The sequence below is a fragment of the Bradyrhizobium sp. DOA9 genome, from assembly GCF_000617845.2.
Taxonomy (GTDB): Bacteria; Pseudomonadota; Alphaproteobacteria; order Rhizobiales; family Xanthobacteraceae; genus Bradyrhizobium.
This window is the reverse complement of the sequence record NZ_DF820426.1, coordinates 432,585-445,811: the sequence shown is the minus strand read 5'-3', so window position 1 is coordinate 445,811 and position 13,227 is coordinate 432,585. Positions and strand designations below refer to the sequence as shown.

At 61.7% G+C, this 13,227-nt stretch carries 7 protein-coding genes and 6 pseudogenes; 5 read left to right on the top strand and 8 right to left on the bottom strand.

The annotated features are described in order from the left end of the window. Positions 1 to 44: 44 nt before the first annotated feature. Positions 45 to 1,067, top strand: coding sequence for an IS110 family transposase (locus tag BDOA9_RS35255; protein WP_025038627.1), 1,023 nt, complete (start codon positions 45 to 47; stop codon positions 1,065 to 1,067). A gap of 258 nt (positions 1,068 to 1,325) precedes the next feature. Here the strand turns inward: BDOA9_RS35255 and BDOA9_RS37370 are convergent. The 4 genes and pseudogenes from BDOA9_RS37370 to BDOA9_RS35230 all read right to left on the bottom strand — a co-directional run. After that, positions 1,326 to 2,238 (bottom strand): annotated as a pseudogene (locus BDOA9_RS37370) (IS3 family transposase); the annotation flags it as partial. 50 nt (positions 2,239 to 2,288) lie between these two features. After that, positions 2,289 to 2,618 (bottom strand): annotated as a pseudogene (locus BDOA9_RS40295) (IS110 family transposase); the annotation flags it as partial. Positions 2,619 to 2,761: 143 nt separating this feature from the next. Then, complete coding sequence (locus tag BDOA9_RS35235; RefSeq protein ID WP_445291837.1) at positions 2,762 to 3,193, bottom strand: transposase; 432 nt, start codon at positions 3,191 to 3,193, stop codon at positions 2,762 to 2,764. A gap of 381 nt (positions 3,194 to 3,574) precedes the next feature. Continuing rightward, positions 3,575 to 4,336: an SDR family NAD(P)-dependent oxidoreductase gene (locus BDOA9_RS35230; protein WP_025038625.1), complete on the bottom strand. Its 762-nt coding sequence runs from the start codon at positions 4,334 to 4,336 to the stop codon at positions 3,575 to 3,577. Positions 4,337 to 4,908: 572 nt separating this feature from the next. Here BDOA9_RS35230 and BDOA9_RS35225 point away from each other — a divergent pair. Then, positions 4,909 to 5,874 (top strand): ornithine cyclodeaminase family protein, encoded by a 966-nt coding sequence (locus BDOA9_RS35225; RefSeq protein ID WP_025038624.1) that lies wholly within the window; start codon positions 4,909 to 4,911, stop codon positions 5,872 to 5,874. A gap of 411 nt (positions 5,875 to 6,285) precedes the next feature. Here the strand turns inward: BDOA9_RS35225 and BDOA9_RS39960 are convergent, their stop codons facing one another. Continuing rightward, a complete protein-coding gene (locus BDOA9_RS39960; RefSeq protein WP_025038623.1) occupies positions 6,286 to 6,552 on the bottom strand; it encodes a helix-turn-helix domain-containing protein in 267 nt (88 codons plus the stop codon). After that, positions 6,536 to 7,219: pseudogene (locus BDOA9_RS37365) on the bottom strand (IS5/IS1182 family transposase); the annotation flags it as partial. The pseudogene BDOA9_RS37365 and the gene BDOA9_RS39960, both read right to left, overlap by 17 nt. 152 nt (positions 7,220 to 7,371) lie before the next feature. Here BDOA9_RS37365 and BDOA9_RS35210 point away from each other — a divergent pair. Continuing rightward, positions 7,372 to 8,373 (top strand): annotated as a pseudogene (locus tag BDOA9_RS35210) (IS256 family transposase); the annotation flags it as partial. Between the two features lie 305 nt (positions 8,374 to 8,678). On the opposite strand, the gene BDOA9_RS35205 reads toward BDOA9_RS35210, so the two are convergent. Beyond that, positions 8,679 to 9,896 (bottom strand): IS110 family transposase, encoded by a 1,218-nt coding sequence (locus BDOA9_RS35205; RefSeq protein ID WP_192859695.1) that lies wholly within the window; start codon positions 9,894 to 9,896, stop codon positions 8,679 to 8,681. Between the two features lie 268 nt (positions 9,897 to 10,164). Between BDOA9_RS35205 and BDOA9_RS37360 the strand changes: the two are divergent. Both BDOA9_RS37360 and ltrA read left to right on the top strand, forming a co-directional pair. Next, positions 10,165 to 10,380, top strand: a pseudogene (locus BDOA9_RS37360) (transposase); the annotation flags it as partial. A gap of 458 nt (positions 10,381 to 10,838) precedes the next feature. Then, positions 10,839 to 12,248: a group II intron reverse transcriptase/maturase gene (gene ltrA, locus BDOA9_RS35195; RefSeq protein WP_025038618.1), complete on the top strand. Its 1,410-nt coding sequence runs from the start codon at positions 10,839 to 10,841 to the stop codon at positions 12,246 to 12,248. A gap of 91 nt (positions 12,249 to 12,339) precedes the next feature. Here the strand turns inward: ltrA and BDOA9_RS35190 are convergent. Next, positions 12,340 to 12,853 (bottom strand): annotated as a pseudogene (locus BDOA9_RS35190) (transposase); the annotation flags it as partial. Positions 12,854 to 13,227 lie beyond the last annotated feature (374 nt).

Here is a 13,227-nt window from a genome sequence, read left to right as displayed (position 1 = left end):
ATATACTAGCGATGGACGAAACCGCTAACAGGAGCAATTGACCAATGGAAGCCGCGACAATTGGGTTGGACATTTCGAAGCACGTATTTCACATCCATGCAGTTGATAGCCAAGGCCAAGTGGCCGGTCGCCAACGTCTCCGGCGAGGCGAGATCGTGTCTTTCTTCTCCTCGCTCGCACCTTGCCTGGTCGGCATCGAGGCCTGCGCGACTGCTCACCACTGGGCGCGGGAGATTGGGCAGTGTGGACACGATGTCAGATTGATTCCGCCGGCCTATGTTAAACCCTACCTACGAAGAGGGGCTAAGAATGACGCCGCTGACGCGGCCGCGATCTGCGAAGCGGTTAGTCGTCCCAATATGCGGTTCGTTCGAATCAAGAGCGCCGAGAACCAGGGCTTCTTAATGCTTCATCGTGCAAGAGGCTTGCTGGTCCGCCAACGCACCATGACAGCTTGCGCCATTCGAGCTCACTTTGCTGAGTTCGGAATCATTGTCGGGCAAGGCCGGCAACGGGTGGATGGTCTGGTGGACTTGTTGGATGACGAGGAACTGACGCTACCGGCCCACGCCCGCATCGCGCTGGCCGTCCTTGTGAGCCAACTGAAGGAATTGGGCCGGCAGGTCGAGGCCATCGAGCGCGAACTGGCTGAGATCCAGCGAGTAAATCCGATGGCGAAGTTGCTGTCCTCCATCCCCGGGATCGGTCCCATAACGGCCACAGCTCTCGCCGCTACCGTGCCCGACGCGACAATGTTCCGCTCGGGGCGGGAGTTCGCGGCCTGGCTTGGCCTGACGCCTAAGCAGAATTCCACCGGCGGAAAGGATCGGCTCGGCCGGATTACGAAACAGGGCGATTCCTATCTCAGACACTTGCTTGTCATCGGAGCACGTAACGTCGTTCGGTACCCAAAGGCACGCTCCCGGGTTGGAGGCGGCTGGATCGAAGCCCTGCTTGAACGGCATCGACCGATGGTCGTCGCCGTCGCCGTTGCCAACAAGTTAGCCCGGATCGTCTGGGCGATGATGACGACGGGGGAATTCTATCGGCCTAAGCTCGCGGCCTGACTTTCCTCGTATGTTGGCCACCTTATGGGGTGAGGGCAAATGACAGCATGATGGACACCGGCGGAGCTGGGGATCGAGCAAGCCCGAAGAGCTTTAAGCGCAACAAGCGCGACCCGTTGATGAGGCCTCGATCCGCGATCTCCATCAGGGCCAGCGGCCATGGCATCGGTCGCACTAACAGGCCGTATACATGAACGCACCCGACCGGTATCCAAAGTGCTGCTTAAATCCCTTGCATCCGCGGGGCCGTCTATACATGAAGCTCTCGACGAAGCCATTCTGCATGGGCGTTCCCGGTACGATGAAGTGCCAATCGATGGCTGCGTCCTCGCCCCAAGCCAGCATTGCGTTGCAGGTGAACTCGGTACCATGGTCGGACACGATCATTCCTGGCTTGCGGCGTCGCTCGACGATTGCCGTGAGTTCGCGGGCCACGCGCCGCCCCGAGATCGACGGGTCCGGAATAGCGCCCAGGCATTCCTTGGTGACGTCGTCGACGATGTTGAGGATGCGGAAGCGTCGGCCATTGGCGAACTGGTCGTGGACGAAGTCCAGCGACCAGCGGGCATTGGGCCTGGGCTCGACAAGGATCGGGGCCCGGGTCCCGACGGCCTTGCGGCGAGCCCGTCGCTTGCCGACGGTGAGCCCTTCCTCGCGATAAAGCCGGTAAAGCCGGTTGATCCCTCGCCCTCCCGCCGCAGCAGGACGAACAGACGGCGATAGCCGAAACGCCGCCGCTCGTTGGCGAGATCGCGCAATCGGCCACGCATAACTGCGTCCGGTGGGCGGCTGGAGCGATAGCGGATCATCTTCCGATCCGCACCCACGATCGAGCAGGCCCGCCGTTCCGACAGGCTCATGACGGCCTGCAGATGCGCGACAGCAGCGCGCTTGGCGGCGGGCCCTACCATTTGTTTGAAAGGAGCTCGCGAAGTGCGGCTGCATCGAGCATCTGCTCGGCCAGAAGCTTCTTCAGCTTCCCGTTCTCCTCCTCCAGGGCCCTCAACCGCTTCGCCTCGGAAACGTCCATGCCGCCGAAGTTGGCTTTCCAATTGTAGATCGTCGCCTCGGAGATCCCGTGCTTGCGAGCCAGATCGGCCGTCTTCGCCCCGGCCTCATGCTCCTTCAGCACCGCAATAATCTGCTCTTCCGTGAACCGTGCTCGCTTCATCTGTCCGTCCTTCTTCGGGCCGGACTCTAACTCCTTATGGAGGAAATACTCAGTGGCAGGTCATCACCCAACGGCTCGCGAGTCTGATTGCGGAATTGCAGTCCAATCGCACGGAGGAACAGCGAGCCGTATCCTTTGATGAGACTGCGGACCTGTTCTCGATATCTCAACGAACAGAGACTCGCCACGAGTATCGCACCAAATCTTCTGACTTTCCTCGCTCTTGACCTTGACCTCTCGATACCAGCCCACTCGTACCAGTGCGGCCAAACCTCAAGCATCTTTCTGATCGCGTTTGTTCATGTGCACCGACAAAGCCGCGTGCGCATGCCGAGCGTCGATAAGACTACTGGAAGATCAACTCTACGGAGCTCGGGCCAACAGCCAAGTCGGATCGTGTCCCTTGGTGTGGTGTAGCTGGGGGCGGGTCACCGCGTTCGCCGGCATGGGCCGGGTTGGTCGGCTGGCGAGTCCCGGAAGGCTGACGGTTGGATCATCGCTCATTGGTGCGATGGGTTTCAGGTCATATAGCGGGCACGCTGGAGCGCCCATTCATCGCCGTCTCGGCCTGGGACGGCCCGATATCCATGCCGACAACCTCGCGGCGGCCGCGGCTGTTGACGCCGACCGCGACGATCACCGCGACAGATACAATGCGGCCGTTCGGCCGCACCTCACGTAGGTGGCGTCGATCCACAGATACGGCCAGTTTCCCTCGATCGGACGGCCGAGGAAGGCCTGCACCTTGTCGTAGATCTCGCCGCACAGCCGGCTGGCCAGGCTTCTTGGAGATGCCGGTCACGCCCATCGCCTGCACCAGATCGTCCACAGAGCGGGTCGAGACGCCTTGCACGTAAACTGCCTGCACGCGGCAGGGAGCGCCTTCTCGGCCATGCGGCGCGGCTACAGGAAGCCCGGGAAGTAGGAGTCCTTTGCGCAGCTTGGGTATGCGCAACTCGACCGTGCCGGCGCGGTCTCCCAGATCCGCGCCCGGTAGTCGTTACGCTGGGCCAGGCGCTCGGCGTTCTTCTCGCCATAGACCGCCCTGGTCTGGCTTCGACTTCCCGCTCATCAGGCGCTGGGCGGCAAAGCCGATCATCTCGCGCAAGAGATCGGCGTCGAAGGTCTTCTCTACGAACGTGCGCAGGTTTCACGTCGGTCATCGGTGGGTGGGTCCTCGGTTGCGTTGGCGTGTCGCAGCCCGATCCTATCGGAGAACTGCCGGGGACCACCGCAAAGCCCCCTGCCCGCTACGGCGCTATTGGGGGGCGCGCGTCCGGGCGGCTTTGCTCTACCGAGCTACACCATCAATGGGGACACGACCCATTAGGACCCATTAGGTACGCGCGCCGCCGTCAATGACGACAGTTTGACCTGTGATCATGCTGCCGGAAAAGCCCAAGAAAATCATCAATCCTGCGACGTCTGTCGTCGTGCACACTCTTCGCAACGGGGTTCTCTCGATCACCACCTCGTGACGCTCCTCCTCTCGGTGCATCGGCCAAGAGCTGTCGACGGTAGCGGGCGCGACAGCGTTAACGCGCACGTCAGGAGCCAGCGCGTGTGCCAGGTTCTTCGTCAGGTTTATCACCCCGGCTTTCGATACGCTGTATGGGACTGTACTTGCAATTCCTCCAAAACCGGCAACAGATGCTGTGTTCACGATCGCTCCTTTGGCTGCTTTAAGCGCCGGTGCAGCCGCTTTGGCACAGCGAAACACACCCATAAGATTGACACTCAATAGAGTTGTCCAAAGCTCCTCTGTAAGCTGGTCCAGATCGACAATCGGGACGGGTGTACTGCGGCCCGGAGTTCCAGCATTATTTAACAGGAGATCTAGCTGCCCGAGGCGATCGATGGCCTTCAACACCATTCTTGAAGCGTCATCGGCATTTCCAACATCGCCAGGCGCTCCAACTACTTCGAGACCGGCCTGCTGGAAATCCGTTAGGGCGGCTTCGCCACGGCTGTCGGATGGCAGATAGTTGATTGCCACCTTAGCGCCAGCTTTGGCCATAAGGCGTGCCGCTTCGAGGCCAATCCCGGAGGCGCCTCCGGTTACAAGCGCGGTCTTTCCGGTGAGATTATACGATAGCATCTTTGCACCTATCCATACTTGGATGTTCTCTTCTCTCGTCGATTGCTCTGTTCGATCACCTGCTCCGCGATAGCTATCTCATCTCCTGTTTGTCATGCCATGTCATAGCAATAAGCAGGCCACTGACCACGGAAGTAGAACGTAATCGAAAATATTAGCTCTCCGGTATGCGTTGTCGGCTTGCGGACAAACTTGTCGAATGGCCTCACGACAATGCTCGGAAGGCGACGCGAGTACATTGCCTGCCCCTAGCAATCCTGTTGGCTGCCGCAGATCAGGATTGTGGCAGCGCGTCTCTGGCGAAGCTACAGATGTCGTCAGTCATGCCATTCTGCGGGGCCATGTTGCGACCTGCGATCGCAGGAAGAGGAGCAAGAGGCATCGAAATCCGAGAGGAGACGCGGATGCTCCTTGCCGGCGCGCGGCAACACCTCGCAACTCCACCGGCTTCTTGCTGCCGCTGTCATACTGGTGGCGGGATTCGCGAGAGATCCTTTGCAAAACGGACGACACTCGCCACCAAGGGACTGCGCTGATCCAGCGTCACCCTCAACACCAGGAGACGAAATAGTATGACGACCTCTGTCGTAAGATGGCTGAGTCGAAGTGACGTTGTGCGAGCCACCCTACCGCTCGCTGCAGCGCTAGGCGTTATCGAGGAAACTCTTCGGGATCACGGTAACGGAGCGTTCGAGAACCCACCCAAGATCGGGGTTCACCCAACGCGCGGCGCATTCATTCACGCAATGGCAGGTTGGCTTCCAAAGCAGCGCCGAGCCGGTCTTAAATGGGTTTCCGGTTATCCTGGCAATCAGAGAGTTGGTTTACCAAGCATCGCTGGGCTGTTAGTATTAAATAGTCCGGACACTGGCCTGCCAATCTGCGTGATGGATGCAGCCTACGTGACGGCAGTTCGTACTGCGGCAGCGTCGGCCATCACCTGCAAGTACTTGTCGCCGGATCGCGTGAACACGATAGCCATGATCGGTGCGGGTCTTCAGGGCCTCTACCACGTGAAAATGCTTTCGTTGATTTACCCCGATGCCGAAATCCAAGTCGTGGATATCAATGAGGCTGCCGTAAGCCACTTGACTGAACAGATTCGCGGCGAGGCAAGGATAATTCGAGTAAAAGAGGCTGAGGCCGCGATCCGCACCGCCGATGTCGTAGTAACCGCAACAAGCCGATTGGAGGACGTGGCCTTCCAATTCGGATGGGTCAAGGAGGGTAGCTTGGTTCTACCCGTCCATGTTCGTGGATGGTCACAGGATACAACGACGGCTTCGGATTTGTTATTGACTGATGACCTCGAGCAATTCAAAAACTACATCATTGCTACGGGCTCTCCTTATTCCGACATTTCCCGAGTTCTTGGATCTGTCAGCGATGTAATCGTAGGTAGGGTATCCGGCAGAGTTCGCAGTGCTGATCGAATTGTCGTTTTCAACGTCGGCCTTGCATTGCATGATATCGCTCTAGGTTCCGCAATACTCAATATCGCGGAGCAGCATGACTTGGGGACAATCGTATCCTACTAGGGTGACTATTTAGCGAACTCTGAGTCCCTCGCGCCGGGTTGATCCGCGCGGGGGACTCCTGAGAGCCCCATTGATTGGTAAATGGCCCTTCAGGATGTTGAGCGCGGGAACGGAATTGCACTCATCGACCCTCACAGCGATCTGGTGGGCTGTATTACACTCAAGTGCACTGCGAGACGTCGGCCAGATGTTATACATCTGCATGTCAGCGATGGATCGCTGACGAGATTAAGATGCCGGCGCCGGTTGTCATTATTTGCGTCTTAGGAGCCATGCCTGTCGAACCGACAACCAAATGTCCGTTCGTGAGGGGCCAACAGCGCCGAAAGCTCCGCTGCCGGCGCAGCACGGTACCGTGCCGACGATACCGCGAATCCGATACCTTTCGGCGGCTACGCTTCACGAAGTTTGCTACGGGACCAACCCGTAGCGAACGGCAGGCGCCACAGCCTGTGTGACAGTCGGCGCAGCTAAACTTCTTCGCGCGTTGTCGAGATGAAACTTCACGGCTCGCGCCGTAACATCGAGAATTGTGCCGATCTCTTCCATGGTCTTGCCCGGGGACGCCCAAGCGAGACTCTGTCGCTCCCTTTGCGTTAGGGAGGACGCCGCCTTCTTGGACAAGCGCTCCTGATCGATCTTTGCATCGGCGTGGGCGTGTGCGACCGAGGTGACCATCGGTCTTCAGGTGTCCGATGATGGGTTCGATGGCGGAGCGGCGGCGCAGCTCGCGCTTGATGACACCGAAACGCCGCGCTTCTGGCCGGAGATGAAGACGCGACGAGGATTGTGCGCGTCATGGCCGCAGTATCCCTTGTCGATATAGGCCCGCTCGATCGGACAGCCGGTGTGTGTCTCGGTGCTGTCGATGACGTCCCGAAAGGTGTGACCGTCAGAGGGTTATCGGGTGGCGCCCTGGCGTGCAGCACGAACAGGCCACCAGGAGCACGACGGTTGTTGGTGACGATGGAGGCTTTGACACCGAACTCGTAAGGCGCGGCTGCCTTGTCCTTGCCGATGCACTCCACCTCCGGGGCGTGGAAGGAATAGAGCTTCCAGCCGCGCTGGCGCTGCAGCTGCGAGCGGATCTGCGAGGCTCGGCTGAGCGCGAGAGCGAACGCGTTCTCGAGCGCAGGCTGACCTTCGATCTTGCGGCGGATATCGCGGATGATCCGGCCCAGCCGGCTGCGCAGGATGCGCAACTGCCGCTGATGCCGCCTGAATTGCTTGGCATGGGCGTAGCGTCCCGCCATCGTCGCCGCGGTCTTGGCAATGCGAAGATAGAACTGCCGCAGCTTGACCCGAGCTTCCGCGCCAGACGGTTGAGCCCCTTGATCGGATCGTGTCCCCAGTGGTGGTGTAGCTCGGTAGAGCAAAACCGCCCGGACGTGCGCCCCCAAATAGCGCCGTAGCGGGCGGGCGGCTCTGCGGGTGGTCACCGATGATTCGTCGGTAAGGTTTGGATTGCAACAGCCAACCTGATTCGAGGAACCACCGATGACCGACAACATGATGAACTTGCGCGCGCTCGTAGAGAAGACCCCAGATACCGATCTGTTGCGCGAGATGATCGGCTTTGCCGCCCACCGGCTGATGGAGCTGGAAGTCGAAGGGCAGACCGGAGCCGCTTACGGCGAGAAGAGCCAGGAGTGTCAGGTCCAGCGCAATGGCTACCGCGACCGGATCTGGGAGACCCGCGCCGGCACGGTCGAACTGCGTATTCCCAAGCTGCGCAAGGGCTCCTACTTCCCGAGTTTCCTCGAGCCGCGGCGGATGGCCGAGAAGGCGCTCACGGCCGTGGTGCAGGAAGCCTACGTGCAGGGCGTCTCGACCCGCTCGGTCGACGATCTGGTGCAGGCGATGGGCACTAGCGGCATCTCCAAGAGCCAGGTGAGCCGGCTCTGCGCCGAGATCGACGACAAGGTGAAGGCGTTCCTCGCCCGTCCGATCGAGGGCGACTGGCCGTACCTGTGGATCGACGCCACCTATGTGAAGGTGCGTCAGAATGGCCGCATCGTGTCGGTCGCGGTGATTGTCGCGGTCGGCGTCAACAGCGACGGCCGGCGCGAGGTGCTCGGCATGGATATCGGTCCGTCCGAGGCCGAGACGTTCTGGACCGCGTTCCTGCGCAAGCTCGCCCGCCGGGGCTTGCGTGGCGTCAAGTTGGTCGTCTCCGACGCCCACGAGGGCATCAAGGCCAGCGTCGCCAAGGTGCTCAACACCACCTATCAGCGCTGCCGCGTGCACTTCATGCGCAACGCGCTGGCGCATGCCGGCAAGAGCGGACGGCGCGTCGTCTCCGCCTTCATCGCCACCGCGTTTGCCCAGGACGATGCCGAGGCGGCACGAGCGCAATGGCGGCGCATTGCCGATCAGCTGCGTCCCAAACTGCCCAAGCTCGCGGCGTTTCTCGACGAGGCCGAGACTGATGTGCTGGCCTACATGACGTTGCCACCGCAGCACCGGACCAAGCTGCACTCGACGGATGAGATGGACAAGTGGTTTTTTGTGACCGCCGCCGCGACGACGATTGCGGAGATCGCCTGCCATTCTTTTGTTCGGCCGGGGGCCATTCTTCCGTCCCGGCCACCAATCTCGCAGCCGCCGCGCGCAGGGTCGGTCAAGGCTGGCCGCGTTTGCGGCCACCGCGAGGCTTGGCCTTGACCTGCCCGAGCACGGCGGCATGCTGGCGTGGAACGGGACCGCTTCCTGGCTGGCACTTGCCGTCAGCGGCGGTTATGGTTCTCGGGCGCGGGTGACCTCGTGGCGAAGCGTGACGTCGGCTGCAAGCGTCACCGGACTGCCTATTTTGTCCTGCCGAGCTGAGGCGCCCGCGCGCCGGGTTTTGGCCGCCGCGGTTTCCATTGCGACACCAATCGTTCGTAGCTTCGCTCCGCCTGCGCGGCAATCAACATCTCGCGGTTGCGCAGCGGCTTGACGTTGTAGGCATAGGCTGGTCCACGTCGGCTACCTTTCTGTTGCGGATGTCCGGCTTGAAGTTGCATCGCGCGGGTCTTGTTGGCGACCAGCGCCGGGCGTGCCCACAGGTAGTCCTCGCCCTTGGTCAGCAAATGCCAGCAGAGCACCGTGAGCTTGCGAGCCACGGCCACCGCGGCGACCTGATGGCCGCGCCTGGCGCGGATCCGCACGAAAAACGCATGCAGTGGACCGGGCGCCTTGGCCGCGGCCCAGGCCGCCTCCACCAGCATGGCACGCGCGTGACTACGGCCGATCTTGCTGATGCGACCGTGATGGGCGGCTCGCAGTCCCGACTGCCGCACCCGCGGGTTCAGCCCGAAATAGCTCACCAGCTTCTGCGGGCTCTCGAAGCGGCTGATGCCGCCGATCGCCGCCACGATGCCGGCGGCGACCGCCAGATTGACGCCAGTGATCGTCATCAATCTGTTGACCGCGAGATCGTCGATGGCGTCCTGCGCGATCTCGCGATCGAGCAGAGCTAGGTCTTCCGCCAGCCGGTCAAGCTCACGGACGTGCCGATCGATGGCCGCGCGCTCATCGTCCGGCAGTTGTTGGGCGGCCAACCAAGCCCGGCCGCGGGCGTTGAAAAGATCGGCATGCGGGCACTTCGGGATCAGGTGGGCGCGCAGGATCGAATGCACCTCGTTCTTGAGCCGAGTGCGATGCCGCACGACCTGATAGCGCCGCGCCACCAGCCGACGCTTGCGTTCGGTCTCCGCATCAGGCGTCCAGATCTGCGGCAGGTACCCGGCCGCCTGCAGACTGGCGAGCGTGCCGGCATCGATCTTGTCGGTCTTAACGTGAGCCTGGGCGATCGCCTTTACCTGCAGCGGATTGGCGATAATCACCCGTGCCACTAACGGCGCCAGAACTCGCGACACCGCCATGCTGTTGGCGGTCGCTTCGACCACCACCTCATCGCTGGGCAGCAGGGTCTTGCCAAATCCCTCCAGCGCAGTCCGCGTCATATCGACGCGGCCCGGATGTCGGAGCCTGCCGTCCTCCCAAAACACCACCTCGCCGAAAGTTCGGTGGACGTCAATGCCAATCACCCGTCGCATTCGCACCTCCTGCCAGATACATGACCATGACGGGAGCTGCGGGCAACACGACAACTACGGATTCGCGCTCTCGGCGCAACCGGGCGAGTCGCAGAGGCGGCCAGCTACTAACGCGAGCTCTCGGCTCATCGAATACATCGGCCTGCCCGCACTTCGTGCTCCCGGTGCCTCTGTCCCGATGGTCGCACCATACGCCACGATGTAGAACATCGCAGCGGGAACGTAGGCACCGAGACACCTCATACCGGTTACCAACCCGATCGAGCGCCTTAACGGCGAGATCAAGCGGCGGACCGAGGTCGTCGGCATCTTCCCCAATGAGGACGCCATTGTCCGTCTCATCGGCGCGATCCTGCTCGAACAGAACGATGAATGGGCCGTCCAGCGTGCCCGCTACATGACGCTGGAAACCATCGCGCCGTTGAGCGATGATCCAACCGTCAGCCTTCAGGCTATCGCCAGCTGATCAGCCCGGCCCATGCCGGCGAACGCGGTGAACTGCACTTCGCTACACCACCACCGGGGAGTACGTCATGCCAAGCTGATGAGTGCTTGTGGGTGCAAGTCCCATCCGGCCAAAGCCGTAGCAGGCAAGCCAGGACCGAGTCTTGCGGGCGTCGCGGGCACGCGGGGTCTGAAGTGTAGACAGGAGCCATGCGGGGTGCGGGAATGAGCCTCGAAAGGTGGATGTTCGCGGAGGCCGAGTGTGTTCCCTAAGCACGAAGGCTGTACGAGCATCGTCGATACGCGAGACGATGCCGCTCCGTCGGGGTCGATGGCCGCATCACGCATGGAAGGCAATCATCGGAACATGAGAGGCCCGACCGGGTCCATTGGATTGGTCTCCAGTGGGGGACAGCGGCAAGGCACTGCCAGAGCCGTTGTCCGAGCTGAGGTCGGGAGTCGGACTGGTCCATAGTACCTATGAAGTCGTCGAAGGAAACGAGACGTATGGAGGGAAGGGGCCAGCCCGAGGGGAGCCCGCGCGAGAAGGCCAGGGTCCGGACACAGAGCCGGGTCGCCTTGCCGCCGAACCTCGAGCGGGTGAACGCGGCGGCCAGCCAAGCCGCCCAAACCCGGTTCACGGCCCTGCTGCATCACATCGACGAGGACGCTCTGCTTCGGGCTTTTCGACGACAAAAGCGGCAGGCCAGCGCGGGGGTCGATGGGGTAACGGTGGCGAAGTACGAAGAGGGGCTCACGGATAACATCCGTGACCTCTGCGCACGAGTCCACACTGGTCGCTACCGGCCACAGCCGGTGCGGCGAGTCTACATCCCAAAAGCCGATGGCGGTAAGCGACCTCTCGGGGCGCCGGCGCTAGAGGACAAGATTGTCCAAAGCGCCGTGGCCGAGATGTTGAGCGCCATCTATGAGGCCGACTTCCTCGGCTTCTCCTACGGCTTCCGGCCGGGGCGCAACCCGCACATGGCGCTTGATGCCCTGCATACGGCGATCATGAGCCAGCGTGTGAACTGGGTGCTCGATGCCGACATACGCAGCTTCTTCGACTCGGTCGACCACGAGTGGCTGTTGCGGATGGTGGCGCACAGGATCGCCGATCCTCGCATTCTACGGCTCATCGGGCTGTGGCTGCGGGCCGGTGTTCTGGAGAGCGGCGAGAAGCAAGAAACGGACAGGGGTACTCCGCAAGGGGCGGGCATCAGCCCGCTCCTCGCCAACGTCTTCCTGCACTACGTCCTCGATCTCTGGGCCCACCAATGGCGCCGTCGCCATGCACGCGGTCGCGTTGTGACCGTGCGCTATGCCGACGACTTCGTCATGGGCTTCGAGAGCAAGGCGGATGCGCAGGAGATGCTCTTGGCCCTCAAGGCGCGGCTCGCCAACTTCGGCCCGACGCTACATGAGGGCAAGACGCGGCTGATCGAGTTTGGCCGGTTCGCGGCCCTCTCGCGTCAGCGGCGCGGCGAGCGGCGGCCCGAGACCTTCACCTTCCTCGGCTTCACCCACTACTGCGGGCGGACCCGGGACGGCCGGTTCATGGTGAAGCACAAGACGGAAGGGAAACGCCTGACGCGCAAGCTGACGGCGTTGCGCCAGGACGCCTGGCGGCTCATGCACGAGTCACTGGCCACGCAGCACGAGTGGTTCGCCGCTGTTCTGCGAGGACACTATGGCTACTACGGCAGGCCGCACAATTATCCAGCGCTCAACGGCTTCTACCGCGAAGTGCGTCGGACGTGGATGCGCTGTCTGAGACGGCGCAGCCAGAAAAGTCGGCGCATGGGCTGGTCGGAGTTCGAGACCCTGACGGCACGCTTCCGTCTGCCCGGTCCACGCATCACTCGCACTTGGGCGCAGGCGCGGATATGACGCGGGTTACCCTCGGGAAGAGCCGGGTGCGGGAAAGCCGCCTGCCCGGATCTGTGAGGGCGAAAGCCAAATGGCTGAGCTACTCGACCACGATCTTTGATCGCCGCGTGCAGCAGCTTGGCATCGGTCGGAAAGGTGATGGCCTTCGGCTGCACGGTGGTATCGACTGTGCCCCGCTTGAGGTCCTGGCTGCGTAACGCGTCTGCCTCGTGCGCCACCCGCAAGCTCTCGGCCAGCAGCAGCTCCAGCTTGTCGCCAAGCCGCTTGCACCAGTGGCTCAGGCCGCTTCGCTCGTGTGGGAAGGCGTGCTGAAAGAACTCTTCGCCGGTGAAGTACTGGAAATACGGGTCGTGGACCCAGCGCTCGCACACCCCCTCATCAGACAGGCCGTAAATCTGCTTGAGCAGCAGCAGCCCGATCATGAAGCGGGTCGCAATCCCCGGCCGACCATTCTCGCTGTAGAGCGGTGCGATCTCGCCGTCAATCCAGTCCCAATCGACCTTGCCGGCCAGCCGAACAAGCTCGTGCTTCATGTTGATGATCTGGTCCAGCGTGGCCCGGAACAGATCACCCGATCTCGTCACTTTCGGCTTCTTCGGTCGCATGGCTACCTCCGGTGCGAGGACGGAATCATGACTGGCGACTCGATGGAATCCTCAAAACGAAATTGCAGGCTTCCGAGGCTCGAAGCATCAAAACCCTGCAATCCTAAAACAGTCCACAACGGCGAATGCGATTCTGGCTCAGTCGCTTAGCCGTTCTTCACGGACGACTGCATCCCCAAACCCTCTACGCTGTTGATTCAAACTGCAATCCATCGTCGTCCGCTGCTTGACCTGCTTCGTTGCAAGCCGACCCGTAAACTGGGCGGGTTTGCACCGGCCGGTAGCTCGGCTCAAGCAATCCCATCCACGATTTCATAGCGCCGGACCGGCACCCGGCTCTTCCCGAGGGTAATTCGCGTCATATCCGCGCCTGT